Source organism: Streptomyces aurantiacus (assembly GCF_027107535.1).
Classification (GTDB): Bacteria; Actinomycetota; Actinomycetes; order Streptomycetales; family Streptomycetaceae; genus Streptomyces.
In genome coordinates this window covers 5,546,127-5,569,948 of sequence record NZ_CP114283.1, presented here as the reverse complement: position 1 = coordinate 5,569,948, position 23,822 = coordinate 5,546,127, and the positions used below count along the sequence as shown (strand labels likewise).

Genomic DNA, 23,822 nt, shown 5'->3' with positions numbered 1-23,822 from the left:
CCCGGGCCGGGCGGCCCGGCCAACTGCCCACGAACCGAAGAAAGTTCGGGTAGCGGCCGAGCTCACACACTGTCCGGCGGGGTGGCCGCTTCTGGTCGAGTGCTGCGTCGGCGAGCGACGGCACATGGCGGCACTGCCGGCGGAGCGCTCAGGCGTCGTGCGGGTCGACGAGGCTCGTGAGCGCGGCGAGTGCGTACGCGAGGAAGAAGTCGCCCCAGATCAGCTGGTGGTGCGTCGCTGTTCCGGAGGCGAGGTCGTAACAGCCGTTCACGAGGCGGCCGTCCGGCGTGACATGGGTGCGGACCAGTTCGTCGAGCAGGGCGACGGCGTGGGCGCGGTGTCCGAGCTTGAGCAGGGCCACCGCGGTGATGGCGGCGGCGGAGGTGTCGAGAGGACCGTCGGGGTGTGCCTCGTCGGCCGGAGGCACCACAGGCTCCGGGAGCAAGCGGCTCACGGCGTGACGGAGATCGCCCGGGTCGAGATGGCGCGTGGCGTCGGCGACGGCCAGGAGCAACCAGGCGCGGCCCCGGCTCCAACCCGGCGGCGGATCGTCGCAGGGAACCCAGCCCACAGACCGCTCGTACCGCCAGGACCAGCGGAAGGGGACCTCGCCCGCGCAGAGTTCCAGATGCCGGCGCAGATGGGACTCGGCCGCCCGGGGGTCCACCGAGGCCAGCAGCGGCACCATGCCCGGAACCCCGTCGACGCGCGCCAGAAGGCGAGGCCCGCCGAACGCCGAGCCCCAGGGAACCACCCCGAGTTCGGAGTCGTACGCGTCCCGGCAGGCCTCGGCGGCCCGCAGGCGCAGAGAGGCGGCCTCAGGCGCATCGGCGAGAGCTGTCCCGTACCAGAGGATCAGTCCGCGTGTGGACGTGTCGGTGTCCACCCAGTCGGCGAGCCGACCCGTGAACCGCAGGGCCGCCTCGCGATCGGCCTCCTGCCGGGACTGCCGGGCGCGGAGCCACAGCAGTCCCGTCCAGAAGCCGCCCGTCCACGAGCCTCGCCCGGTCGTCGTCCACCGGCCGCTGCCGGGCTCCGCGAACAGGGGGAAACGGTCGCCGGCTTCGGCCAGGGTGACGGCCACCCGGTCGAGGACGGACTCCAGCGCCGGCCCGGCCCAGTCGGGTACGGCAGACTTGGGGTCCGTCGCCGCACGTGGCGTGCTCATCCCGGTACGACCGGTCGTCGCTCCCGCGCCGCCCAGAGGAGGGCCACCACGCACGCGGCCAGGAACTCTCCCGCGACCAGCAGCCATCCCGCCCCGTAGTGACCGGCCGCAGCCAACAGCCCGAACAGTGGCGGACCGATCGCGAACCCGGCGAAGAAGCCGGCCGAGACCAGTGCCGAGTCCTGTCCGGCCCGGCCGGGAGCCGCACGCTGCATCACCAGCACCATCGAGACCGCGTTCGCCGCGACCGCGAAGACGCCCACGACCACCGCGGCGACCCAGGCCAGCGGATGCGCGTACGCGGAGGCCGCGAGCAGCAGGGCCGAGCCCACCGCCCCGGCCGCGAGGCCGCCCGGCAGCCACACGGCCCGGCCCGGCCGCCCCGCGACCCTGGACCAGCCCAGTCGCCCGGCGATCCCGGCGACGCCCAGCACCGCCACCAGAGCGGCGGCCGCAGTCGGGCCGAGCCCGAGCCGCCGCACGCCGTAGAGGGCGAGATAGGTGTTCACGGAGGCGATGCCGGAGCCCAACAAGAGCGAGTAGACCGCCAGCCAGGCGATCGTGCCCCGGGGTGTCCAGGAGGCGGGTGCGTACTTCGGGGGCGGATCGGCGGGCAGGATCCGTGCCGCCCAGACCGCGGTCACCAGCGCTGTCGCAGCGGCCGCCCACACCGCGCCCCGCCAGCCGACCTCTCCGGCCAGCAGGGCCAGCGGCAATCCGGCGGCGAACGCGCCCAACTGCACGCCCGACTGCTTCGTCCCGGTCACCGGGCCACGACGCTCGGCGGGGACGGCGGCCAGGATCGTCCTGTTCGTGGCGGGGTTCGCCAGCGCCTGTGGCAGCCCGCCCAGTGCGACCGCCACCAGCAGGAACCCGGACCCGGATGCCGTCCCGATCAGTGTGAGCGCCAACGCCGACACCAGTAACAGCGCGACGAGGCAGCGGCGCGGGCCGAACCGGTCCACCAGGCGTCCACCGGCCGGTGAGAGCACGGCGGCCGCGCCGAAGCCGACCGTCGTGGTCAGGCCCAGCACGGTCGGCGACACATCCAGGTCGTCCACGAGTCGCGGGCCGAGGGCGCCGAGCAGGAACAGCTGCATCATCGAGAAGGCCATGGCACATGTCAGCACCGCGGTCATGGCCCCGGTCCCACGCGCCGGTCGGCTTCCGGTCGCGGTCCGGACGTCACGCTGCTCCGCCGGCACCGGCGCCCCTCCTCAACCCCGGGCGGCATTCCCGGGTCTTGGACAGGTGTCGGTCGGAACCCTCCCCGAGTTCCCACGAGTTGTTGTGACGTGGATCACTATGTCAGGGCTGAGTCGGGAACCGGGGGCGTTTCCGTACCCTCCCATGACACATGAGATCGGTACTGCGAGGATGAGGCCGCCATGACTGCTGGGTGGTGTTCTCGCTCGCTCAGGGCCGCTGTGTTCGCGGCCCTCAGCGTGCTGCTCGCTGCCCTGGGCCACGTCATGATGTCGGGGAGCACGGTGCCCTGGTGGGCCATCGCGGCGGCGGCGTCGGTGACCGGCGCCGTGGCCTGGCGACTGGCCGGCCGCGAGCGCGGCCCTGTCGGGGTCGCCTCCGTCACGGTCGTGGCCCAGGCCGTACTCCACGCGTCCTTCTCGTTCGCCCAGGCCGTCGCGCACCCCCGGCCGTCCGGAGACCGGTCCCTCGTCCAGCAGTGGCTGGGCTACCTGACGTGTGGTTCGCCCACGGGGCCGGGCGGGCAACACGGCGCCATGCCGACGTCCATGGACTCCATGGACCATGCCACGGGTGCCATGCACGCCATGGGGCCGATGGATCACATGGAAACCGCGCAGGCCATGGACCACGGCATGGGCGGCATCTCCTCGACCGGCATGCTCGTCGCCCACCTGCTGGCCGCGCTGCTCTGCGGTCTGTGGCTCGCCCGCGGCGAGCGCGCCGCGTTCCGCATCCTGCGGGCGTTCACCGGCTGGCTCGTGGCGCCGCTGCGGCTGATCCTCCGGCTGCCCGCGCCGCCGCACCGTCCACGCCTCCGCGTGCGACGGGACCGTTCACACCACGCACTGCGGCAACTCCTTCTCACGCATGCGATCACTTCTCGGGGACCACCCGCAGGGACCGCTGTCGCCTGACGACAGCCGGTTTCCCGAGGCAGTCCACGGCAACGACAAGCCGTCGGCTCCCGCCTCGGGCATCGGCCGCGCCCCTTCGGCGCACGGCCGCTTCCTGCTTCCCCGGTTCCAGTGCCGCCCGTTGCTCCACGTGTGGCGGCCCGGACACCGGTTCCTGGATTTCCGAGAAGGAGACACTCCCGGTGATCACTTCTACCCTGCCCTCGGCGCGCGAAGATCTGAGAGAGGTCTCGCGCGACGAGTCGATCACGGCCTGGGCGCTGGCCGCCCGCAGTGGCGACCGCGACGCCGTCGATCTCTTCGTCCGATCCCTGCACCGAGACGTCCGCCGCTATGTGACGTTCCTCGGCGCCGACCCGCAGAGCGCCGACGACCTGACCCAGGACACGTTCCTGCGCGCCCTGGGCAGCCTGCACCGGTTCGAAGGCCGTTCCTCGGCGCGTACCTGGCTGCTGTCCATCGCCCGCCGGGCGGTGATCGACAGCATCCGCCACAGCGCCTCCCGCCCGCGCGTTTCGAGTACGGACGACTGGGAGTCGGCCGCGGAACGCACCCAGCAGGTCGGCCTGCCGGGCTTCGACGAGGGCATCGCCCTCGCCCAGTTGCTGGACATGCTCCCGGACGACCGCCGGGAGGCATTCGTCCTCACGCAGATGGTGGGGCTGCCCTACGCGGAGGCGGCTGTCGTCAGTGACTGCCCCGTCGGCACGGTGCGCTCACGAGTCGCCCGCGCCCGCATGTCGTTGATCGCGAGTCTGGCGGACGACGCCGACGGCCCCCGGCCGGCGGCCATAGCCGCCTGACTCACCTCGGTTGCTGCCGCCGGGATCGATCCGCGCGGCAGCAACCCAGGGCGGATCCGGAGACTTTCCCGCACGCGAACGTAGCCTCCCTGCACACCCCTTCGGCTTTGAGGAGTCACCCCAGTGCATCACCCGACGTTGGCACGCAGTCTGCGCCGTCTCGGCGCCCTCACCGCGGCAGCCGTCGCGGCAGCGGTCGTCACAGCGGGTCCGGCCGCCGCCCACGCGGAGGTCGAGGCGGAGGGCGCCCGCGCCCTCGACCAGAACGCGACGCTCACCTTCTCCGCCGCGTCGGAGTCGGATTCGGCAGGTATCACCAAGCTGGAGGTGATCCTGCCCAAGGGAATCACCGCGGAGGACATCACCTACAAGGAGGGCCCCAAGGGCTGGAAGCTCACTCCCACCAGCCGTGGCTACACGGTCTCGGGAACCAAACTTGCTGTCGGTGAGGACGCCGACTACGTCGTCACCGTGCGGCAGTTGCCCGATGTCAAGGAACTGGCTTTCAAGACGCTGCAGAGCTACGACGACGGCCACACGGACCGCTGGATCGAACTGGACGACAGTAAGGAGGAGGGGGACGGCCACGGTCACGGGCACCCCGCGCCCCTGCTGAAGCTGAAGCCCGCCGCTCCGGGAGCGAAACTCGTGAGCCCCAGCCCGACGGAGGAGCCGACGACGGCCGCCCCTTCGACTGACACCGCCTCGGGCGAGCCGGCCACCGGGACGTCGACCCCGGCGGCCGAGTCCGCGGCGGACAGCTCGGACGGGGACGACGGCATGTCCATCGCCGTGCCCCTCGGTATCGGCGCGGCCGTCCTGCTGCTCGGCGTCGGTGCGTGGTGGTTCCGGAGCCGCCGCAGCGGCGCTGTCTGAGACCGCCCGGGGTGGGAGCCGCGCGTCGGCTCCCACCGGTGCGGCGCGGTAGGTGGCCCGGCCTCCGTCGCGGACTGCCGGCCCGGCTTCTTGCACGGGCGGATCAACCCCGGCTTCCGGACGGCTGACGGGGGGCAGACATCCGACGGAGGCGAACTCGATCAGAGAGGAAGACGATGGCGGAACGGGAACCGGAACAGCAAGCCCAGCGGATCGGGGTACCCGCCGAGTCCACCGCGGGCGAGACCAGGGTGGCGGCGACACCGGCCACCGTGGGCCGACTGGTCGCGCTGGGCTACGACGTGGTCGTGGAACCGGGGGCGGGGGAGTCGTCCCGCTTCTCCGACGCGGCCTACGAGCAGGCGGGCGCCCGCCTCGGTGACCCGTGGCCGGCCGAGATCGTACTGAAGGTCAACAGTCCTTCGAGCGAGGAGATCGGCCGGCTGCGCGACGGAGCGACACTGATCGCACTCATCGCCCCCGCGCTGAACCCGGAACTGGTCGAGGAGTTGGCCCGGCGGCCGATCACCGTGCTCGCCATGGACGCCGTCCCGCGCATCTCGCGCGCCCAGTCCCTGGACGTCCTCAGCTCGATGGCGAACATCGCCGGATACCGCGCCGTGGTCGAGGCGGCGCACGCATTCGGCCGATTCTTCACCGGACAGGTGACCGCCGCCGGCAAGGTGCCGCCGGCCAAGGTGCTCGTGGCCGGCGCCGGGGTGGCCGGACTCGCCGCGATCGGCGCGGCGCGCAGTCTCGGCGCCGTGGTCCGCGCCACCGACCCGCGGCCCGAGGTCGCCGAGCAGGTGCGCTCGCTGGGCGGGGAGTTCCTGGAGGTACGGCCCGAACAGGCAGGACGGGAAGTCAGCGGCGACGGATACGCCAAGGCCACCTCGGACGACTACAACCGGCTCGCCGCGCGGCTGTACGCCGACCAGGCCGCCGACGTCGACATCGTCATCACCACCGCGCTCGTCCCGGGCAGACCTGCGCCGAGGCTCATCACCGCCGAGGACGTCGCTCGGATGAAGCCCGGCAGCGTCATCGTCGACATGGCCGCGGCACAGGGCGGCAACGTCGAGGGGACGGTCGCGGGGAGGGCGGTCGTCACCGGCAACGACGTGACGATCATCGGCTACACCGACCTGCCCGGCAGGCTCCCGGCCCAGGCGTCACAGCTGTACGGCACCAACCTCGTCCACCTGATGAAACTGCTCACCCCCGGCAAGGACGGGCGGCTCGTCCTGGACTTCGACGACGTGGTGCAGCGGTCGATGACCGTGGTCCGCGACGGCGAGAAGACCTGGCCACCGCCACCCGTGCAGGTGTCCGCCGCGCCCGCCCCCGCCCCTGCCCAGGGCCCGGAAGCCGGAGTCCCCGGCGCCACGGCGAAGCCCGCCCGCTCCGCGCGGTCCGGGTACGCACTCGTCGGCGCCGGAGCCCTCGCGTTCTTCCTGATGACCGCCTTCTCGCCACCTCAACTGATCGCCCACTTCACGGTCTTCGTCCTGGCGATCGTCATCGGCTTCTACGTCATCGGCCATGTCCACCACGCGCTGCACACCCCGCTGATGTCGGTCACCAACGCGATCTCCGGAATCGTCGTGGTGGGCGCGCTGCTGCAGATCGGGCACGGAAACACCGTGGTGACCGTGCTGTCGTTCGCCGCGATCCTGCTGGCGAGCATCAACGTCTTCGGCGGATTCGCCGTCACCCGCCGCATGCTCGGCATGTTCTCGAGAGGCTGATCAGGGATGACCACCGCCACGGCCGCAGAGGCCGCATACGTCGTCGCCGCGCTGCTGTTCATCCTCAGCCTCGCCGGACTCTCCCAGCACCGGACCTCCCGCTCGGGGGTCGTGTGGGGCATCGCGGGCATGGTCATCGCCCTGGCCGCCACCGTCGGTCTCGCCTCGCGGAGCATCACCACTCCCGGCCTGGTGCTGATCGCCGTAGCGACGGCCGTCGGCGCGGGCATCGGACTGTGGCGTGCCCGGGTCGTCGAGATGACCGGCATGCCGGAACTGATCGCCATCATGCACAGCCTCGTCGGCCTCGCCGCGGCCTTCGTCGGCTGGAACGGCTACCTCGACGTCGCGGCCGGGGGCCACACCGGGCAGGAGATCACCGGCTCGCTGCTGCGCATCCATCACGCCGAGGTGTTCATCGGCGTCTTCATCGGCGCCGTCACCTTCACCGGTTCCGTCGTCGCCTATCTGAAGCTGTCGGCGCGGATCAAGTCCCGCCCGCTCATGCTCCCCGGCAGACATGCCCTCAACCTGGGCGCGCTCGCCGCGTTCGCCGCGCTCACCGTGGCGTTCGTCGCACGCCCTCACATGGGACTGCTCATCGCGGTCACCGTGGTGGCACTGGCCCTCGGCGCACATCTGGTCGCCTCCATCGGCGGCGGCGACATGCCGGTGGTCGTCTCGATGCTCAACAGCTACTCCGGCTGGGCCGCGGCCGCCTCCGGCTTCCTCCTCGCCAACAACCTGCTGATCGTCACCGGGGCACTGGTCGGTTCCTCCGGCGCCTACCTGTCGTACATCATGTGCAAGGCGATGAACCGCTCCTTCCTCTCGGTGATCGCGGGCGGGTTCGGCGGCGAGACGATGGCCGTGAGTGACGACGGTGAGCAAGGAGAGCACCAGGAGATCAGCGCGGAGGAAACCGCCGAACTCCTGCGGGACGCCTCCTCGGTGATCATCACTCCGGGATACGGCATGGCGGTGGCCCAGGCGCAGTACCCCGTCGCGGAGTTGGCGCGCAAGCTGCGCGAGCGCGGCGTCGACGTGCGCTTCGGCATCCACCCGGTCGCCGGCAGGCTGCCCGGTCACATGAACGTGCTGCTGGCCGAGGCCCATGTGCCGTACGACATCGCGCTGGAGATGGACGAGATCAACGACGACTTCGCGGCCACCTCGGTCGTCCTGGTCATCGGTGCCAACGACACCGTCAACCCGTCCGCCGCCGAGGACCCGGCCAGTCCCATCGCCGGGATGCCGGTCCTGCACGTGTGGGAGGCGGCCCAGGTCGTGGTCTTCAAACGCTCCATGGCCACCGGGTACGCGGGCGTACAGAACCCGCTGTTCTTCCGGGAGAACACCCAGATGTTGTTCGGCGACGCCAAGCAACGGGTCGAGGACATCCTGCGCGGCCTCGACGCCCTCGACGCGCCGATGCCGGAGATGGCCGGCACGAGCCGCTGACCCCTAACTCCTGACTCCTGCCCCCTGACCCCCGTTCGCCGGGCACCGCCCGGCGGACGGCCGGATAATTCAGCAGGGTGCGTGCGGGGCGGGACGGTGCGGAAGCCTCCCATGCGGTGGTGATCAGGCCGTGTCCCAGGCCTTCCGCGTAACCGGCGTACGCTGAGGCACTGGATGCCGACCCGGGGGAACGGGCGTGGTGCCGGCGCGAGTCGGACGGCCGAGGGCAGGGGGTCCGCGCCGGACGAGAGGCCGCTGTACCGGGGTAGTCGCCGAGGTCACCGAACGCAGATCGGGCAGTCTTCACGAGTGCCTGGAACAGGGGAAACAGGAGACCGCTGATTCATGGTTGCCCACCGCTCGGACGAAGGGTCGCACGCCCACCCCGTCCCAGGAAGCCAAGATCCGGAGCACGCTTTACCGCCCGCGGCGGAGCACCGCACGTCGAACGGACGCGGTGGCCGTCCGACAGGCCGCCCGGAGCCCGCGGTTCTGCCCCCTTCGCTGGGTGCGTGGCTCGGGCTGGTCGCGGCCCTCGGCGCGCTGGCGGTCGTCGCGCTCGGGGTCCTGTACGCCGACGAGAGCAAGCCGGGCTGGCTGGACGCGCGGATCTGGGCGGCGGTGGAGGGCGTCGGACCGCCGTGGCGGCGCGCCGCCCTGGCCACGGACTTCCTGGGAGAGCCCCTCGGCGCGGCGATGCTGGGCGTGGCCGCCGTGACGGTCTGCCTGCTGCTGCGGCGTCCTCGCGCAGCGGTGCTCGTCGTCGCAGGCCCCGCTCTGACCGTGGGGACGACGACGCTTCTCAAGTCCCTGGTCGGACGCACCATCCACGACGGGAGCCTGTCCTACCCGAGCGGGCACACCGCCTTCCTCACCGCGATCGCCCTCGCGGTGGCGCTGATCGCGACCGGCCGGCTCGGCCTCGGCAGGGCGGCCGGCACCTCACTTGTGCTCACCGCGGCCCTGGTGGCCGGCGCCGCCATGGGCTGGGCGCAGGTCGCGCTGGGCGCGCACTACCCGACCGACACCGTCGGGGGCTGGTGCACCGCTCTGGCGGTGGTACCTGCGACCGCGTGGCTGGTCGACCGGACCGCCGACCGGCTGCTCGACCGGACGGCCGATGCCGGTCGGCGGGCGCGCCGCTGACGTCCCGTCACGCCTGGCGGCGGAACACGGGCTTCACCGGTCGTCCGCCCAGCCAGGGGGCGGGGTCACCGGCGTCCAGTGCCTTCCGGTACACCGCACATGCCTGGGCCACCACGTCGACGGTGTGCTCGATGTCGGCGTCGTCGAGCGCGCTGCTCACCACGAACGACGGGGCCAGCACCCCGCCTGCGAGGAGCCGGCGCAGGAACAGGGTGCGGTACTCCTGCGACGGCTGTCCGTGCTCGTCGAGGGTGGCGAAGACCAGGTTGCTGGCCCGGCCCTTGACGACGACGTGGTCGCCGACGCCCATGGCGGCCGCGGCGTCGCGGACACCGGCGGCCAGCCGCTCGCCGAGGGCGTGCAGCCGCGCGGTGACGCCCTCCTCGACGTAGGTGGTCTGCACGGCCATCGCGGCGGCCAGGGAGTGCGTCTCCGCACCGTGTGTGGTGGACAGCAGGAACACCCGGTCGCCGGGGTGACGCAGCCCGCCCCGCTCCATCAGCTCGCGGCGTCCGGCCAGCGCGGAGACGGCGAACCCGTTGCCCAGCGCCTTGCCGAACGTGGAGAGGTCGGGGACGACGCCGTACAGGCCCTGGGCGCCCGCCTCGGACCAGCGGAGGCCGGTGATCATCTCGTCGAAGACCAGGACGCAGCCGTGCCGGTCGGCCAGTTCGCGCAGGCCGGCGAGGTACCCGGGCGGCGGCTCGGTGTGGGTGGCGGGTTCCAGGATCAGGCAGGCGACCTCGCCCTGGTACCGGGTGAGCAGGTGCTCGGTGGCGGTCAGGTCCCCGTAAGGGAACGCCACGGTCAGCTCGTTGGTCGCCGCCGGAATGCCCGCGGACATCGGCGTGGTGCCGATGAACCAGTCGTCGGTGGAGAAGAACGGATGGTCGGCGCAGAGGGCCACCCGCGGGCGCCCGGTGGCGGCGCGGGCGAGGCGTACCGCGGCGGTGGTGGCGTCGGAGCCGTTCTTCGCGAACTTCACCATCTCGGCGGTCGGCACCGTGGCCAGGAAGCGTTCCGCGGCGTCGACCTCCACGATGGACGGCCGGACGAAGTTGCTGCCACGGTCGAGTTCCCGTCGCACGGCCTCGGTCACGCGTGGGTGGGCGTGACCGAGGCTGACCGACCGCAGGCCGGAGCCGTACTCGATGTAGCGGTTGCCGTCGACGTCCCACACATGGGCACCGCGGCCGTGGCTGATGACCGGAGCCAGGTTTTCGGGGTACTGGTCGTCGCCCTTGGCGTAGGTGTGCGCGCCCCCGGGGATCAGGGCGTGCAGCCGCTCGTTCGCCGTTCGCGAGCGGGGCAGTCGCAACTCTTCGTTGTCCACCGTGTCCTGGGTGCCCACGCCGACTCAGCTCTCCTTCTGTTTCAGGACTTCGGCGAGGCTCGGAGCCTCCCGGTCCCGCGGGGACATCGACGAGACCGGCAGTGGCCAGGGAATGCCGAGTTCCGGGTCGTCGAAGGCGATCGTCACGTCCTCGGCCGGATCGTGCGGGCGGTCGATCCGGTACGAGGTGTCGGCGGTTTCGGTGAGTGCCTGGAAGCCGTGCGCGCACCCCGCCGGGATGTAGAGGGTTGTTTGCGTCTCGTCCGACAGTTCGAAGAAGGCCCGGTTGCGGTAGGTGGGCGAGTCCGTTCGCAGGTCCACGACGACGTCGAAGATCCTCCCGTACGAGCACCGCACCAGCTTGGCCTCCCCGGCTCCGGAGCGCAGGTGCAGGCCGCGCAGCACGCCGCGGACCGAGCGGGACAGGCTGTCCTGGATGAAGGCGTCCGGGTCGAGACCCACCGAGCGCACCACGTCGGCGTCGAAGGTGCGGCAGAAGAAGCCGCGCTCGTCGGCGTACGGCGTCGGCTCGAAGAGGTACGCGCCGGTGATCTCCGGGACGTGGGTGGCTTTCAAGAGGTCTCCCGCAGGGCGTGGGTGCCGTCGTTCGTGTTCGCGGTCGCTGGGAACAGGGCCGCGGTGAGGGCGGTGAACTGGTGCTCCAGGCGCCGGGCGGCGGCCAGATTCCGCTCGGTGAGGGTCCGCCGCAGTTCCGTCGAGTTCCTCTCCAGCGCTCGGAACTGTTCGAGCAGCCGGTCGGCGTCGACCTCACGAGCGGGGTGGCAGTAGGCGTCGAGACCCATCTGTGCCATGAGGGCGTCGCTCTTCGCCGCGTAGCTGAGCGCGAGCGTCGGAGTGCCGGCCTTCAGCGCGCAGACCAGGTTGTGGTAGCGGGTCGCGACCACGGTGTCGGCAGCCGCCGTCTCCTTCATCAGGTCGGCCAGCGAGGCCGCCTCGGCGGCGGTGACCAGCGGCGAGTCCACCGCGTCGAGGATCGCGGCGACCACCGGCGCATCGCACGCGTCACCGGTGAGCAGCCGGACCGGCCTGCCGTCCTCGGCCAGCGCGCGGACGAACCGGGTCGTCCCGTCGAGGTAGCGCCGGTGGATCTCCTCGGCCCGGGCACGGTCGTCGTTGCCTCCGTGGAAGTCCATGACGCCGACGCAGACGTATCCCGGTGAACTCGCGGGCTCGCTCGCCCGCGGTGTCGGCAGGGCGAACGCGAGGTCCGGGTGGACCTCGTCGCCCGCGGTGTCCACGCCCATCGCCCGCATCGCGTCGCGGGACAGGGCGTCCCGGTACGACCGGTAGGCGGCCAGCCGCGCCGACCAGCGCACCAGGGTCCGGGTCGGCCGGTCGGTGATCGCGGCGGCGCCGACGCCGACCAGCGCGACCCGGGTGCCGGAGAGCCGGCCACTCGCGCAGAGCAGGAACAGCGAGTACGGGAAGCCCCACGGCCGCAGCGGCAGCGTGGCCTCCAGGACGCCCATGCCCGGCACGATCACCACGTCGTGCCGGCGTACCCAGGCAGCGGTGCGGAAGACGTCGACGAGTTTGCCAAGACCCTTGCCCGCGATCGCGCCGACACGTGACGCGGTCCGGTACTCCCCGCGGTACCAGTGCAGCCGCGTCGCGGGAATCCGGTACCGGGCCGCGACGACCTCGGGTCCGCCGCACAGCGCGTCCACGACCGCCTCCGGGTGCTCGGCGCGCAGGTATCCGAGTAGGGCCTCCAGCGACCCGTCGTTGCCGAGGTTGCCGGAGCCGAGCAGGCCGAACACCCCGACGCGCACCGGGGTTTCGTCCGCGGACGTCATGCCCGCCTCCCCTCTCGGCCGGCGACCAGGGCGTCGAGGGAGACAGTGAGCTGGGCCGGGTCGACCGGCGCGCGGTCCTCGACCCGCTCGCCGGCGCCCGGCCGGGCCCGGCTGGTCATCCACGCGGCCAGGTGGCGGTAGCAGGCGCGCCGGTCGGCCGAGGACAACGGCGCTCTCCGGATCGCCGAGACGAAACCCCCGACGTACTCGGCGAGCAGCCGGGGCGTCGGGTGCAGCGGGCCCGCCCGGCGCGGGTCGAGGTTGACGCACCGGGAGCGCTTGCTCGGGTTCGCCCGCTCGGCGCGGGTGGGGTGGTCGCGGCGGAAGTACAGCAGCTCCGGCACCTGGTGGAAGGGTCCGTGCAGCCCGATCTCGGCGACGAACGTGCGGTCCGCGTGGTGGTAGCTGTCGTGCGGCTTCACCCGGCGCAGTACGTCGGCCCGCATCACACCGTAGAAATCGTCGCCGCCGGGCTCGAACAGCATGCTGCGGAAGCGCTCGGGCGCGCGCGGCGAGTCGGTGGCGAGCGTGTACTCGTACGGGACCTTCACCTTGCCCTCGCCGTCGATGACCGCCTGGTCGGCGTGCGCGAGGATCACCTCCGGGCGCTCGTCCAACGCCTCGACGCAGCGCCGCAGCAGGTCCCGGGCGTACAGGTCGTCGTGCGAGGCCCACTTGAACAGCTCGCCGCGGCACTGGGTGAACACATAGTTGTGGTTCGGCGCGGCGCCGACGTTCCGGGAAAGCCGGATGTACCGGACGCGCGGGTCCTGCGCGGCGTACTTGCGGCAGATGTCCTCGGTCGCATCGGTCGAGGCGTTGTCGGAGACGACCAGCTCGAAGTCCTCGTAGGTCTGGCCGAGCAGGGCGTCGAGCGACTCGGCCAGGTACTCCTCGCCGTTGTAGACGGGCAGGCCGATGCTCAACCGGGGATGGGCGGTCATGACGTCCTCACTTCGGGGATGGGTTTCTGGTGGCGCTCGCGCAGGGCGGCGCGCAACTGCAGCCACCACGCGGCCGAGCTGCAGACGGTCGCGGCGGCGACGCCCCAGGCCGAGCCGGCCGTGCCGGCCACGGCCGCGCCGCCGAGTCCGCCGGTGACGTAGAAGGCGGAGGCGATCAGCTGGCTGCGCAGGCTGCGCCGAGCCGCGCCCAGCGCGCGCAGTCCGGCCGCCGCGCCGGTGCCGAGGCCCGCCCCCGCGACGCCGAGCGTGACCGGCACGATGAGCTCGGAGGCAGAGCTCCAGACGCTGCCGAGCAGGAATTCGCCGCCGCTGTCCGGTACCAGCAGCAGCGCCCCGCCCCAGAGCAGCGCGGCGACGGCCTGCCCGCCGCCCAGGAGGAGGCAGAACGGGCCGAGGCGGTGCGGGGCCCGCCGGAGCACCCGTGCCGCCTCCGCGACGGTGACCAGCGACAGCCCCATCAGCACAGCCATGAACGGGCCGAGCATGAGCTCGGCGCCGCGGACCACACCCACCGCGCCGAGGCCGACGATCGCGCCGAGCCCGTAGGCTCGCAGCTGGCTCGCGCCGCTGTTGCTGACGTTCTCGACCAGGTACCGGTAGCCGAGGTCGCGGTGCTCGCGAAGCCACTCGCGCGCACCCGTCGGCCGGGGCCGGATGCCGGACTGGAAGCAGCCGTACACCGCGGCCACCGCGGCGGATCCGCCCCACGCGAGCACGAACGCGGAGACGCTGCCCGCGCGGGCAGCCATGAGCATGGCCGGGACGAGCGCGACGCACCACACGAGGTCGTTGACGAACGCCTTCCGCCCGGTGCCGGCGGCGAAGAACGCGAACCGCCACGCGTCCTGGAGCAGCAGCCCCGGCAGCACCACGCCGAGGCAGGCGAACGCCGGCCCCAACCGGCCGCCGACGGCGAGCCCGACCACCAGACAGGCCGCGCCGAGGGCGGTACCGACGCCGAGCGCGGTACCCGACGACCGGACCACCGCGGTGCGCCAGGACGCGTCCGGCACGCCGCTGAACCGCACCACGAGCGGATCGGTGGCCAGTCCACGGGAGACGTTGAGCACCACGCCGTAGGTCACCCAGGCCAGGCTGAACACGCCGAACGCGGTCAGGCCCAGCGAGCGGGCCACGTAGATCCCCACCGCGAAGTTGGACATGCTGGAGGCCGCCTGGTCGGCGAGTCCCCAGGACAGCCGGCCGACGACGGCCCGCCCGGCGGACCGCCGGGCGGGTCCGGCCGATGGCGCCGTCGCCTGCGGATTCTCCCCCTCGGTGGCCATCGGCGTCACGCCTTGATCAGCCCGGCGCCGTGCAGGGCGTCGGCCGCGGCGGCGACGGTGCCGAACGACAGCCCGGACCGCTCGGCGACATCCAGCAGACTGTGCTCGCCGTCCGATTGATTGAGCACCCAGAGCATGGCCATCTGGGCCTGTCTGGTGTCGCTGCGCCCGCCGAGCGCTTCGTACAACCCACGCCGTCCCAGCTGGGGCTCGCCGTGGGGGCTGAGGTTGAGGTACCGCCGGTTGCGGTCCAGGACGGCGAACGCCTCACCACAGACGGCGAGCGTGTCCGCCATCGCCTCCGGGGAGACGAAGTCCAGGTTGTCCGCCGAGGTGTGGTACTCGGGGTATCCGGCGTAGGGGGTGCGGGTGAGTGAGCCCACGCCGAGGTTGAAGCCGGGCGAGCAGAACTGCCGCTCGTCGTAGCCGTACGGGGTGAACTCCGTGACGTGGTGCGGGCGTTCGGAGTCGGCGAGTACGTGCCGCATCACCCGGTCGATCTCCGCGTCGCCGCGTCTGCTCTGTTTGTACGTCAGCTGGCCGGGGTCGCCGGCGCAGGCCAGTACCAGGCCGTGCTTGACCCGCTCGATCCGTTCCGCGTTGCGGGCCAGCCAGGTGATCGCGCCGATGGTGCCGGGCGCGAAGATGAACCGGTAGGTGTAGTACGGCGTCCGCTCGGCCAGCGCCCGGGCCAGGAACGTCGCCACCGCGATGCCGGCCAGGTTGTCGTTGGCCAGCGACGGGTGGCAGACGTGACAGGAGACGATCACCTCGTCGGGGACCTGCCCGGGGACCACGTGCTCGGCGTAGGTGAGGTGGCCGTCGGCGAGTGTGGAGTCGACGCGCACCTCGTACTCGCCGTCCGGCATCGCGTCCAGGGTCTCCTGGGCCAGGCAGAAGCCCCACTCCGGCTTGTAGTAGCTGGTGCGGTACGGCACCCAACTCGGGTGGTCCGGCAGGGTGTGCAGGTGTCCGCGCAGCTCGGCCAGCGGCATGGTCGCCGACACCGGCACGCTGTAACCGAGCACGTGCAGGCTGGACGCGGCGAAGTCGACGACCCGGTTGCCCGCGGCGTCGGCGATGTACGCGTCGCGGATGTTCCACTCCTGCGGCACCGTCCAGTCGAGCACCTGGGTCCCGGTCGGCACCTCGTGCACCTGGAGCGGGATGTACTCGCCGACGATGTCCAGGGTGGCGCGCACGCCGTCCCCCGTGATGCTCCGGCAGAGCGGGTACAGCCGCTCCACCAGGGCGTACATCTCCTCGCTGGGCGCGGTCACCGGCGCCACCGCAGGGTGTCGTCGACGGTGCCGGCGTCGGATGCCGCACGCAGCACGGCGAGGCGGGTGAAGCGCCGCTCGAAGTCCTCCTGGGTCAGCCCGTGTTCGCGGTAGGCGTCGGCGAGTTCGAGTGCGCCCCGCTTCACCGTCCATGCGCAGTCGAAGCCGGGCACCGCGGCGCGGAACCGGGAGAAGTCGACCCGGTACGAGCGCGGATCGGCACCGTTCTCCCCGGTGATCACCACCTTGGAGCCGGACACCGCTTCGGCGACCTGCTCGGCGATCTCGGCGACCGTGACGTTGTTGGTCTCGCTGCCGATGTTGAACGCCCGGTCGTGCACCGCGTCCCGCGGCGCGGCCAGCGCGGCCGTGAAGGCCCGCGCGATGTCGGCGGCGTGCACCAGCGGGCGCCAGGGAGTGCCGTCGGAGAGCACCAGCACCTCTCCGGACAGGAGCGCGTGACCCACCAGGTTGTTCAGCACGATGTCGGCGCGCAGCCGGGGGGAGTAGCCGAAGGCGGTGGCGTTGCGCATGAAGACCGGGCTGAAGTCGCCGTCGGAGAGGGCGTGCAGGTCGTCCTCGACCCGCACCTTGGACTCCGCGTACGGCGTCACCGGGCGCAGCGGGGCGTCCTCGGCCACCAGATCGTCGCCGCCCGACGCGCCGTAGACCGAGCAGGTGGACGCGTACAGGAAGCGTCGTACCCCGGCGTCGCGGGCCAGCCGGGCCAGCCGCACGGACGCGTGGTGGTTGATGTCGTAGGTGAGCTCGGGCGCCAGCGATCCCAGTGGGTCGTTGGACAACGCCGCCAGGTGGATCACGGCGTCCACTCCGGCCACGTGGTCGGCTGTGACGTCGCGCAGGTCCACCCGCGTCCCCGGCGGGTCGGCGGGTGGCGGGCCGAGCACGCAGTCGGCGAACAGGCCGGCGTCAAGGCCGACGACCTCGTGCCCGGCGGCCGCGAGGACCGGGGCCATCACGGTGCCCAGATAGCCCTGGTGTCCGGTCAGCAGTACGCGCAAGGTTCATTCCCCCAGGTCGAGAGTGAGTTTGGTGACGGCGAACGCCTCGGCGTAGCGCGCATGGCATTCGATACCGCGGATCCGGGCCAGCCCGAGAAAGGCCTCCCGGTCGTACCAGGGCCGGTGCCGCTGCGAGGGGTAGTGCTCCTGCAGCAGCGCCACCTTGTGTTCGGCGGTCTCCGGCGACAGCGGCTGATATGCCGTGGGACGGCCGAGATCACCGTCCCACTTGACGATCTCGTAGCCGAGCACGAGATGGTCGCGGAACGCGGTGGTCATCAACTTCGCCAGGCCGCGGTGGTCCTGGTGCGCGTCATCGGTACGCGGGGCCAGTACGAGGTCCGGCTCGGTCTGCCCGCGCAGTTCCTCGACCGCGGCCTTGGCCTCTTCCCAGTGCGCGGGCAGCCGCCCGTCCGGCAGCTTGTGCACGGTCAGTCGCAGGTCGGCGCCCGGGCAGAAAGCGGCGAGCGCGGCCTGCTCCTCCTGCTCGCGCTCGCTGCCGCCGCCGGACAGGACCAGCGCGTCGACGCGTATCCCCGGATGTGCCCGGCACAGCGTCAGCAGAGTGCCGCCGGCGCCGATGGCGATGTCGTCGCAGTGCGCGCCCACCGCGACGATCCGGTCGAGGCGCCCCGCCCCCAGCCGGATCACGCGGTCCTCGCTCCGGCGCCGGCCCGGCTGCCGGTCGCGCTCATGCCGTCCCGTTCCCAGACGGCCCACGGGCGCTCGCCCCGGGCATAGGCGTCGTCGAGTGCGGCCCGCTCCTTCACCGTGTCGGTCGGCTTCCAGAAGCCGCGGTGCTGGTGCGCCAACAGCCGTCCCTGTTTGGCTAGTTGGGCACAGCCGTCGGCCACCAGGTCACCGTTCTCCGGTATGTGGTCGAAGACCTCCTGGCGGAGCACGAAGTAGCCGCCGTTCTCCCACAACGGCATGTCGCTCACCGCGGTGATGCCCCCCACCAGGCCGTCCTCGCCCAGGTCCACACAGTGGAACGAGGACTGCGGCGGCACCACCATCATCGACGCACCGGCGTCACGCCGGGCGAACCGGTCGATCATCTCGGGCAGCGGGGCGTCGGTGAGCACGTCGGCGTAGTTGGCGAGGAACATCTCGTCGCCGTCCAGATGGTGGCGCACCCGGCGCAGCCGTTCCCCGATCGGTGACTCGATACCGGTCTGCACGAACGTGATCGTCCAGGAGGCGATGTCGGTGGACAGCAGCTCGGTCCGCCCGTCGCGCAGGACGAAGTCGTTGGACGTCGTCTCCTCGTAGTTGAGGAAGAAGTCCTTGATGTGGTGGGCCCCGTACCCGAGGCACAGGATGAACTCGGTGTGCCCGAAGTACGCGTAGTAGCGCATGACATGCCAGATCAGCGGACGCGGGCCGACCATCGCCATCGGCTTGGGCATGTCGTCGGAAGCTCCGCTGCGCATACGCAGCCCGTAACCGCCGCAGAACAGAACGACCTTCATGCTGTGACCTTTCACGACGCGATCTCGACAATGCTGAGTTCCGGAATGGGAAAGACCAGGCGGCCGCCCCAGTCGTGCACGAAGGACAGCTGCTCGACGAGCTCGTCCCGCAGGTTCCACGGCAGGACGAGGACGTAGTCGGGTTTGTCGGCGGCTATCTGCTCGGGCGGCAGGATCGGGATGCGGGTGCCCGGGGTGAACCTGCCGTGCTTGTAGGGATTGCGGTCCACCGTGTACGCGAGCAGATCGGGCCGGATGCCGCAGTGGTTGAGCAGGGTGTTGCCCTTGCCCGGGGCGCCGTAGCCGACGACCGTCTCGCCGCGCTCGGCCGCCTCGATGAGGAACCGCAGCAGGTCCCGGCGCACCTTGGCCACGCGGGCGGAGAACTCGGTGTACCCGGACAGCTCCTGCAGCCCGGCGGCCCTCTCCCGGTCCAGCACGTCGGCCACCCGCCGGGACGGCTCACCGGCCATCTCGGCCGGCCGGGCCCACAGCCGGACGGAGCCGCCGTGCGTGGGCAGCAACTCGACGTCCACGAGCGTGAGTCCGCCGCTCGCCAGCGCCCGGATCGCGGACGCGACGGTGTAGTACTGGAAGTGCTCGTGGTAGATCGTGTCGTACTGGTTCTCCTCGATCAGGGTCAGCAGGTGCTGCACCTCGATGGAGACCCAGCCGTCGTCCGCGACCAGGGCGCGCAGCCCCTGGGTGAACCCGACCACGTCGGGGATGTGCGCGTACACGTTGTTGGCCACGACCAGGTCTGCCGTCCCGTGCTCCTTGCGGACGGCGGCGCCCGTGGCCGGGTCCAGGAACTCCGTGAGCGTGGGCACCCCCGCGTCCCGCGCGGCGGCGCCGACGTTCACCGACGGCTCGATGCCCAGGCAGCGGATCCCGCGGTCCACCACGTGCCTCAGCAGGTATCCGTCGTTGCTCGCGACCTCGACCACGAAGGCGTCGGGGCCGAGGTCCACGCGCTCCACGGCGTCGGCGACGAACGTCCGCGCGTGCTCCACCCAGGAGGTAGAGAAGGAGGAGAAGTACGCGTACTCCTTGAACGTCTCCTCCGGAGTGATCAGCGGAGGGATCTGCGCGAGCCAGCAGTCGGTGCAGACCCGCAGGTGCAGCGGGTACGCCGGCTCCGGCTGGTCGAGTTGGTCCGCGGCGAGGAAGCTCTCGCACGGCGGGGTCGCCCCGAGATCGACGACGCCTGCCAGTGCCGCCGAGCCGCAGAGTCGGCATCGTGTCATGTGCTGCCCCCCATTGATTCCGTCCGACCCGCGATCGCGGTCCGGTACTCGTCCATCAGGCGCTCCAGCCCGACGGCCGGGCTGAAGTGCTGTTCGTAGCGGCGCCGGGCCGCGTGGCCCATCCGCGCGTTGCGGGCCGGCTCGGCCGCGATCCCGCGCAGGCAGGACGCGAGCGAGGCGCTCTCGCCCGGCCGGTGCAGCAGCCCGGTCACCCCGTCCTCGACGAGTTCGACGAAGGCGCCGTGACGGGCGGCGACGGCCGGGACCCCCGCCGCCATCGCTTCGGCGACCACCAGGCCGAACGTCTCCAGTGCCGTCGAGGGAGCCACCACGGCGACCGACCGCGTGACGGCCTGCCAGCACTGCTTCGGGTCGTAGAGGCCGACGTAGCGCACGTCGTCCCGGCCCGCCGCCCAGGCGGTCACCTCCCGCTCCAGCGGGCCCGCGCCGGCGAGCACGAGCGGCACGCCCACACCGCCCTCTGCGGCGACCTCGTCCCACGCCGTCATGAGCAGCCGCACGCCTTTGATCTCCGCGAGCCGCCCGAGGAAGAGCACGTGCTCGCCCGTGCCCGTCCGGCGGGCTCCCGGGTCGGGTACGAAGTTGTGTTTCACCGTCAGCAGCTCGGGAGGCATGCCGGACCGCACGAGGACGTCACGCTGCGCAGCGGAGATGCAGAGGAACCGCTCCACGCCGGACCACCACCGCCGCCGGTTGACCGTGAGACTGACCGCGAGCGGCACCGTCGCAAGGCGGGAGTTCCGGTAGCAGCCGTGCCGGACGGCGGGCAGGGACGTCCTCGACCCGACGCACTCGGTGCACGGTCGGCCGTCCCGGTGCAGGGTGCCCGGCGAGCAGACCTGGGTGTAGTTGTGCAGCGTGGCGACGGCGGGGACACCGGCGTCGGCGCAGGCGGCCAGGACCGCGGGCGACAGGAGCGGGAACACGTTGTGGATGTGCACCACGTCCGGCCGGTCGGCGCGCAGCAGGGCGGCGAGCTCCTTGCGGACCGCCGGGTTCCACGGCACGAGAAGCGGTATCGCGGCCTTGCCGGGGAGGGACCGGCCGGCGATGTCGTCGCTGCGCCGTTCGAACACCTCGACCCGGTGGCCGGCCGCGCGCAGCAGCTCGATTTCCTGGTCGACCACCCTGTTCTCCCCGCTCGGCTGCGCCGAGGAGTAGCGGTTGTGCACCACGAGGACGTGCATGCTCAAGGTCACCTCCTGGCCCATCGCGGGATACGTCGTCGGGGGACTGCGTGTGCTGTGAAGGGCGTGGCCGTCAGGAGGGGCGGGACCGCGGCGGGTGTCGCGAGCAGTGAGGCGGCCAGGGCCAGGTGCAGCAGATACGGCGAGGCGTCGCCGAGGCCGGCCTCGGTGTACGACGAGATCGCGACATAACTGATCAGGAAGATCGCGCAGGCCCTCGGCAGCGACGGTGGCCGCAGCAGGGCGACACCGGCCGGCACGATGATGATCATTGCCGCGAGAGTGACGCCGATCAGACCCTGCTCGTGGTAGGCGGCCAGCCAGCTGTTGTCGATCGGCAACCCGCCGAACGACTTGTCGCCCAGGCCCATCCCGAACACCTGCTCCGCCGTCGTCCGGGGCGCCGCCAGCAGGGCGTCCCAGACCTTGGCCCGACCGGTGAGGCTGGTGAAGTACTCCTTGCTCTGTCCGCGCAGGAACCACGCCTGCACCGCGGAGGCGAACCCCACCGTCGCCACCGTGGACACCAGCACCGTCCAGACGAAGAACCGGCGGGCGGCGGCGCTGGTCATGACGAGCGAACCGATCGCCAGCATCAGGCCGACGAGCAGGCCGACCGTGGCCGTCCGGGTGTGGGTCAGCGCGAGCAGGACGAGCGACGGCACGATCACCAGGGCCGCGCTGCCTCCGGTGGTCCGGCGACCCAGTACGAGCAGCACCGTGAGCCCGATGATCACTGCGGCGTACTGTCCGATCTGCGGCGGGGTGAGCGGCCACAGTGCGCCGACGAGCCGGCCGCCGTAGGTCTCGGGCAGGGCCGCGCCCGGTGAGACGAGCAGGCCGGCGGCAGCCGTCCCGAGCGCCGCGAAGTACATCCGGATGTGGTGCCGGACGAACGTCAGGCTGCCGTCCCACCACTGGCTGAGCAGCCACAGCGTGCCGATGAAGAGGCTCAGCCGTGCGCAGCGGAACAGCGCGCCGAACCCGACGCCCAGGTTCGCGCTGGAGATCACGCTAGGCACCAGCAGCAGGGTGAGCAGGAACAGGAAGGCGCCGGCCCGGATGCGCAGCCGGGGGTTGAGGGCGAGTGCCAGCGCGAACGCGGCGGCCAGCGCGCCCATGGTGACCATCTGGATGAGGGAGCGGGGCAGCGGGACGATGGTCTTCGCCCCTGCGGAGCCGAGCGTGTTGAGGCCGAGCAAGGCCCAGACGATCCCGACGGCCTTCGGTGTGCCGGCAGGGCGCGGTTCGGCGCCGGGCCGCGGGTCTGCGGTGTCCGGGCTGCTGGGCAGGGCGCCACGCGTGGGGTTCCCGTCCAACTCAACCACCGGCCTGCGGGGCGAAGGTGCTGCCCGCGTCCTGCCGGTACGCCGTGCCCTGCCACTCCCCGGAGTCGAGCGTCTTGTCCGTGTCGACGGGGACGAAGCTCCACGGCCCGCGGTAGACGTTGTCGTGCCAGCGGTTGTGCTGCTTGTGGGTGATCGCCTCGGCCACCCGCTTGCCCTTGTACGGCGACCACTTGGGATAGGTGCCGTAGTTGGACAGGACCGCCATGCGGCCGCACTTCGTCGTGCACTTGACGACGGACGGGTCGAGGAGGAAGCGGTTGTCGTGGATGTCCACCCGCTGGGTCTTCCACCGGCAGTCGTCGTAGAGCGGTGCGGTGGTGATCGCCGGCCGCTCGCAGCGGTCGGTGTCCTTCACCAGCAACGTGCAGTATCCGGTGGAGGTGTTGGCCGGGCTGTTGCAGAACCGGTCGGCGTTCTCCCACAGAGTGATGCCGTTCCAGTTGTTCTCCAGCACGTTCCGGTAGATCTCGATCTTGTCCGTGCGGGCGCGGATCCGTGGTTCGCCGCCGGCCTCGGAGATGTAGATGGTCGCGTACGGGAAGGGGTCGCCGCGGTCGGCGTACTTGCGGCCCTCGGCCCAGTTGTTCCGCCGGATCGTGTTGTTCCGGACGACCGCGTTGTAGCTGGTCTCGTACATCAGCGCGGCGCCGTCGTTGGCCTCGAGCAGGTTGTTCTCGATGCGGAAGTCGTTGTTGTTGTTGTCCGCCCACAGACCGGCACCGCGGTTGTCGTGCACCCAGTTGCCGCGTATCTCGGCGCCGTTGACGGCCCAGAACTTGATGCCTCCGGTGCAGCCGCAGCCCGGCTTTCGCCGCTCCCAGTCGTCGGTGTTGTTGCCCACGATCTCGTTGCCCTCGACGACCAGTCCGCGGATGGAGTCGCCGGTCTTGTAGGCGTTCATTCCGTACTGTCCGTTGTTGCGCAGACAGTTGGCGCGGACCTGCTGGCGGGCGCCTGCCATCATCCCGGCGCCGGAGTTGTACTGGATCTTCGAGTGCTCGATGACCCATCCGTCGGCCATGTCATGGTTGACGACGCCCTCATCGGGCGGCGCGACGAAATGCTGCACGGTCAGGTGGCTGATGGTGACGTCGCGGGCGGGACCGCTGAACGCGTAGTTGTTCTTCTTGCCGCCGTCGAGCACCGCGCCCGGCGCACCGAGGTAGCGGTTCCCCTTCTTGGCGATGACCTGGGCGTAGCGTTCCGGATCGAGCCTGTGCTTGCCCGGGCGAAGCCAGAACGTGGTGCCCGGGGGACTGCTCTTGGTCTTCTTGGCCAGGTCACCGACCACCCCGGGGTCGACCGTCACTGCGCCCGCCGGTGCCTTTGCCGGCCCGGCCGCGGGTTTGGCGCACACTCGGGCCACGGGCGTGGCGGGCGCCCTGGATGCGGAGGGCGTGCCGGTCGGCTCCGCCCCGGCGTCCGATGTGCTCGTACAGCCGGTCGCCGCCAACAGGATCAGCGCCAGCGGTGTCGCCGGCGACGCCCAGTTCCGCCACTTCGTCACCACGCGTCCCC

At 71.6% G+C, this 23,822-nt stretch carries 21 protein-coding genes; 6 read left to right on the top strand and 15 right to left on the bottom strand.

The annotated features are described in order from the left end of the window. Positions 1 to 148: 148 nt before the first annotated feature. Both O1Q96_RS26915 and O1Q96_RS26910 read right to left on the bottom strand, forming a co-directional pair. On the bottom strand, positions 149 to 1,168 hold the full coding sequence (locus tag O1Q96_RS26915; protein ID WP_269250594.1) for a sugar ABC transporter permease: 1,020 nt from the start codon (positions 1,166 to 1,168) through the stop codon (positions 149 to 151). Beyond that, positions 1,165 to 2,307, bottom strand: a complete 1,143-nt coding sequence (locus O1Q96_RS26910) for an MFS transporter (RefSeq protein ID WP_269250593.1) — start codon at positions 2,305 to 2,307, stop codon at positions 1,165 to 1,167. Before O1Q96_RS26910 ends, O1Q96_RS26915 begins: the two co-directional genes overlap by 4 nt. 249 nt (positions 2,308 to 2,556) lie before the next feature. Between O1Q96_RS26910 and O1Q96_RS26905 the strand changes: the two genes are divergently transcribed. The 6 genes from O1Q96_RS26905 to O1Q96_RS26880 all read left to right on the top strand — a co-directional run bounded on the left by O1Q96_RS26905 (position 2,557) and on the right by O1Q96_RS26880 (position 9,325). Then, positions 2,557 to 3,291 carry a hypothetical protein gene (locus tag O1Q96_RS26905; RefSeq protein ID WP_269250592.1) on the top strand — a complete coding sequence of 245 codons (735 nt, stop codon included), beginning with the start codon at positions 2,557 to 2,559 and terminating at the stop codon, positions 3,289 to 3,291. 182 nt (positions 3,292 to 3,473) lie between these two features. Beyond that, positions 3,474 to 4,094, top strand: coding sequence for a sigma-70 family RNA polymerase sigma factor (locus tag O1Q96_RS26900; protein ID WP_269250591.1), 621 nt, complete (start codon positions 3,474 to 3,476; stop codon positions 4,092 to 4,094). 123 nt (positions 4,095 to 4,217) lie between these two features. Next, the gene (locus O1Q96_RS26895; RefSeq protein WP_269250590.1) at positions 4,218 to 4,970 is read left to right on the top strand and encodes a DUF1775 domain-containing protein; all 753 of its coding nucleotides are present in this window, start codon (positions 4,218 to 4,220) and stop codon (positions 4,968 to 4,970) included. 176 nt (positions 4,971 to 5,146) lie between these two features. Continuing rightward, positions 5,147 to 6,718, top strand: coding sequence for a Re/Si-specific NAD(P)(+) transhydrogenase subunit alpha (locus O1Q96_RS26890; protein WP_269250589.1), 1,572 nt, complete (start codon positions 5,147 to 5,149; stop codon positions 6,716 to 6,718). A 6-nt stretch (positions 6,719 to 6,724) separates the two neighbouring features. Further along, entirely contained in the window at positions 6,725 to 8,179 is a 1,455-nt protein-coding gene (pntB, locus tag O1Q96_RS26885) for a Re/Si-specific NAD(P)(+) transhydrogenase subunit beta (protein WP_269250588.1), read from the top strand. A gap of 345 nt (positions 8,180 to 8,524) precedes the next feature. After that, positions 8,525 to 9,325, top strand: coding sequence for a phosphatase PAP2 family protein (locus O1Q96_RS26880; RefSeq protein ID WP_269250587.1), 801 nt, complete (start codon positions 8,525 to 8,527; stop codon positions 9,323 to 9,325). Positions 9,326 to 9,332: 7 nt separating this feature from the next. On the opposite strand, the gene O1Q96_RS26875 is transcribed toward O1Q96_RS26880, so the two are convergent. Genes O1Q96_RS26875 through O1Q96_RS26815 form a run of 13 tightly spaced genes read right to left on the bottom strand, consistent with a single transcriptional unit; the run spans position 9,333 to position 23,811 of the window. Beyond that, the gene (locus O1Q96_RS26875) at positions 9,333 to 10,658 is read right to left on the bottom strand and encodes a glutamate-1-semialdehyde 2,1-aminomutase (RefSeq protein ID WP_269253734.1); all 1,326 of its coding nucleotides are present in this window, start codon (positions 10,656 to 10,658) and stop codon (positions 9,333 to 9,335) included. Between the two features lie 24 nt (positions 10,659 to 10,682). Next, positions 10,683 to 11,234 carry a dTDP-4-dehydrorhamnose 3,5-epimerase gene (gene rfbC / locus O1Q96_RS26870; RefSeq protein WP_269250586.1) on the bottom strand — a complete coding sequence of 184 codons (552 nt, stop codon included), beginning with the start codon at positions 11,232 to 11,234 and terminating at the stop codon, positions 10,683 to 10,685. Beyond that, the gene (locus O1Q96_RS26865) at positions 11,231 to 12,475 is read right to left on the bottom strand and encodes a polysaccharide pyruvyl transferase family protein (protein ID WP_269250585.1); all 1,245 of its coding nucleotides are present in this window, start codon (positions 12,473 to 12,475) and stop codon (positions 11,231 to 11,233) included. Before O1Q96_RS26865 ends, rfbC begins: the two co-directional genes overlap by 4 nt. Continuing rightward, positions 12,472 to 13,419, bottom strand: a complete 948-nt coding sequence (locus O1Q96_RS26860) for a glycosyltransferase family 2 protein (RefSeq protein WP_269250584.1) — start codon at positions 13,417 to 13,419, stop codon at positions 12,472 to 12,474. Before O1Q96_RS26860 ends, O1Q96_RS26865 begins: the two co-directional genes overlap by 4 nt. Continuing rightward, positions 13,416 to 14,726, bottom strand: a complete 1,311-nt coding sequence (locus O1Q96_RS26855; RefSeq protein WP_269250583.1) for an MATE family efflux transporter — start codon at positions 14,724 to 14,726, stop codon at positions 13,416 to 13,418. Before O1Q96_RS26855 ends, O1Q96_RS26860 begins: the two co-directional genes overlap by 4 nt. 5 nt (positions 14,727 to 14,731) lie before the next feature. Further along, positions 14,732 to 16,015: a DUF4910 domain-containing protein gene (locus O1Q96_RS26850; protein ID WP_269250582.1), complete on the bottom strand. Its 1,284-nt coding sequence runs from the start codon at positions 16,013 to 16,015 to the stop codon at positions 14,732 to 14,734. Then, a complete protein-coding gene (locus O1Q96_RS26845; RefSeq protein WP_269250581.1) occupies positions 16,003 to 17,028 on the bottom strand; it encodes an NAD-dependent epimerase/dehydratase family protein in 1,026 nt (341 codons plus the stop codon). The genes O1Q96_RS26850 and O1Q96_RS26845 overlap by 13 nt, the downstream gene beginning before the upstream one ends. A gap of 3 nt (positions 17,029 to 17,031) precedes the next feature. Further along, positions 17,032 to 17,679, bottom strand: a complete 648-nt coding sequence (locus O1Q96_RS26840; protein WP_269250580.1) for a PIG-L deacetylase family protein — start codon at positions 17,677 to 17,679, stop codon at positions 17,032 to 17,034. Beyond that, a complete protein-coding gene (locus O1Q96_RS26835) occupies positions 17,676 to 18,500 on the bottom strand; it encodes a glycosyltransferase family protein (protein WP_269250579.1) in 825 nt (274 codons plus the stop codon). The genes O1Q96_RS26840 and O1Q96_RS26835 overlap by 4 nt, the downstream gene beginning before the upstream one ends. 11 nt (positions 18,501 to 18,511) lie before the next feature. Further along, positions 18,512 to 19,747, bottom strand: coding sequence for a class I SAM-dependent methyltransferase (locus tag O1Q96_RS26830; protein WP_269250578.1), 1,236 nt, complete (start codon positions 19,745 to 19,747; stop codon positions 18,512 to 18,514). Further along, entirely contained in the window at positions 19,744 to 20,955 is a 1,212-nt protein-coding gene (locus O1Q96_RS26825) for a glycosyltransferase family 4 protein (protein WP_269253733.1), read from the bottom strand. The genes O1Q96_RS26830 and O1Q96_RS26825 overlap by 4 nt, the downstream gene beginning before the upstream one ends. 8 nt (positions 20,956 to 20,963) lie before the next feature. Continuing rightward, on the bottom strand, positions 20,964 to 22,274 hold the full coding sequence (locus tag O1Q96_RS26820; protein WP_269250577.1) for an O-antigen ligase domain-containing protein: 1,311 nt from the start codon (positions 22,272 to 22,274) through the stop codon (positions 20,964 to 20,966). A gap of 1 nt (position 22,275) precedes the next feature. Beyond that, a complete protein-coding gene (locus O1Q96_RS26815; protein WP_419586954.1) occupies positions 22,276 to 23,811 on the bottom strand; it encodes a right-handed parallel beta-helix repeat-containing protein in 1,536 nt (511 codons plus the stop codon). Positions 23,812 to 23,822 lie beyond the last annotated feature (11 nt).

Bases quoted from the DNA above. Each gene is read 5' to 3' on its own strand.
- O1Q96_RS26915 (WP_269250594.1), bottom strand. From the start codon at position 1,168: ATGAGCACGCCACGTGCGGCGACGGACCCCAAGTCTGCCGTACCCGAC.
- O1Q96_RS26910 (WP_269250593.1), bottom strand. From the start codon at position 2,307: ATGACCGCGGTGCTGACATGTGCCATGGCCTTCTCGATGATGCAGCTG.
- O1Q96_RS26905 (WP_269250592.1), top strand. From the start codon at position 2,557: ATGACTGCTGGGTGGTGTTCTCGCTCGCTCAGGGCCGCTGTGTTCGCG.
- O1Q96_RS26890 (WP_269250589.1), top strand. From the start codon at position 5,147: ATGGCGGAACGGGAACCGGAACAGCAAGCCCAGCGGATCGGGGTACCC.
- pntB (WP_269250588.1), top strand. From the start codon at position 6,725: ATGACCACCGCCACGGCCGCAGAGGCCGCATACGTCGTCGCCGCGCTG.
- O1Q96_RS26880 (WP_269250587.1), top strand. From the start codon at position 8,525: ATGGTTGCCCACCGCTCGGACGAAGGGTCGCACGCCCACCCCGTCCCA.
- O1Q96_RS26865 (WP_269250585.1), bottom strand. From the start codon at position 12,475: ATGACGTCCGCGGACGAAACCCCGGTGCGCGTCGGGGTGTTCGGCCTG.
- O1Q96_RS26860 (WP_269250584.1), bottom strand. From the start codon at position 13,419: ATGACCGCCCATCCCCGGTTGAGCATCGGCCTGCCCGTCTACAACGGC.
- O1Q96_RS26855 (WP_269250583.1), bottom strand. From the start codon at position 14,726: ATGGCCACCGAGGGGGAGAATCCGCAGGCGACGGCGCCATCGGCCGGA.
- O1Q96_RS26835 (WP_269250579.1), bottom strand. From the start codon at position 18,500: ATGAAGGTCGTTCTGTTCTGCGGCGGTTACGGGCTGCGTATGCGCAGC.
- O1Q96_RS26830 (WP_269250578.1), bottom strand. From the start codon at position 19,747: ATGACACGATGCCGACTCTGCGGCTCGGCGGCACTGGCAGGCGTCGTC.
- O1Q96_RS26825 (WP_269253733.1), bottom strand. From the start codon at position 20,955: ATGCACGTCCTCGTGGTGCACAACCGCTACTCCTCGGCGCAGCCGAGC.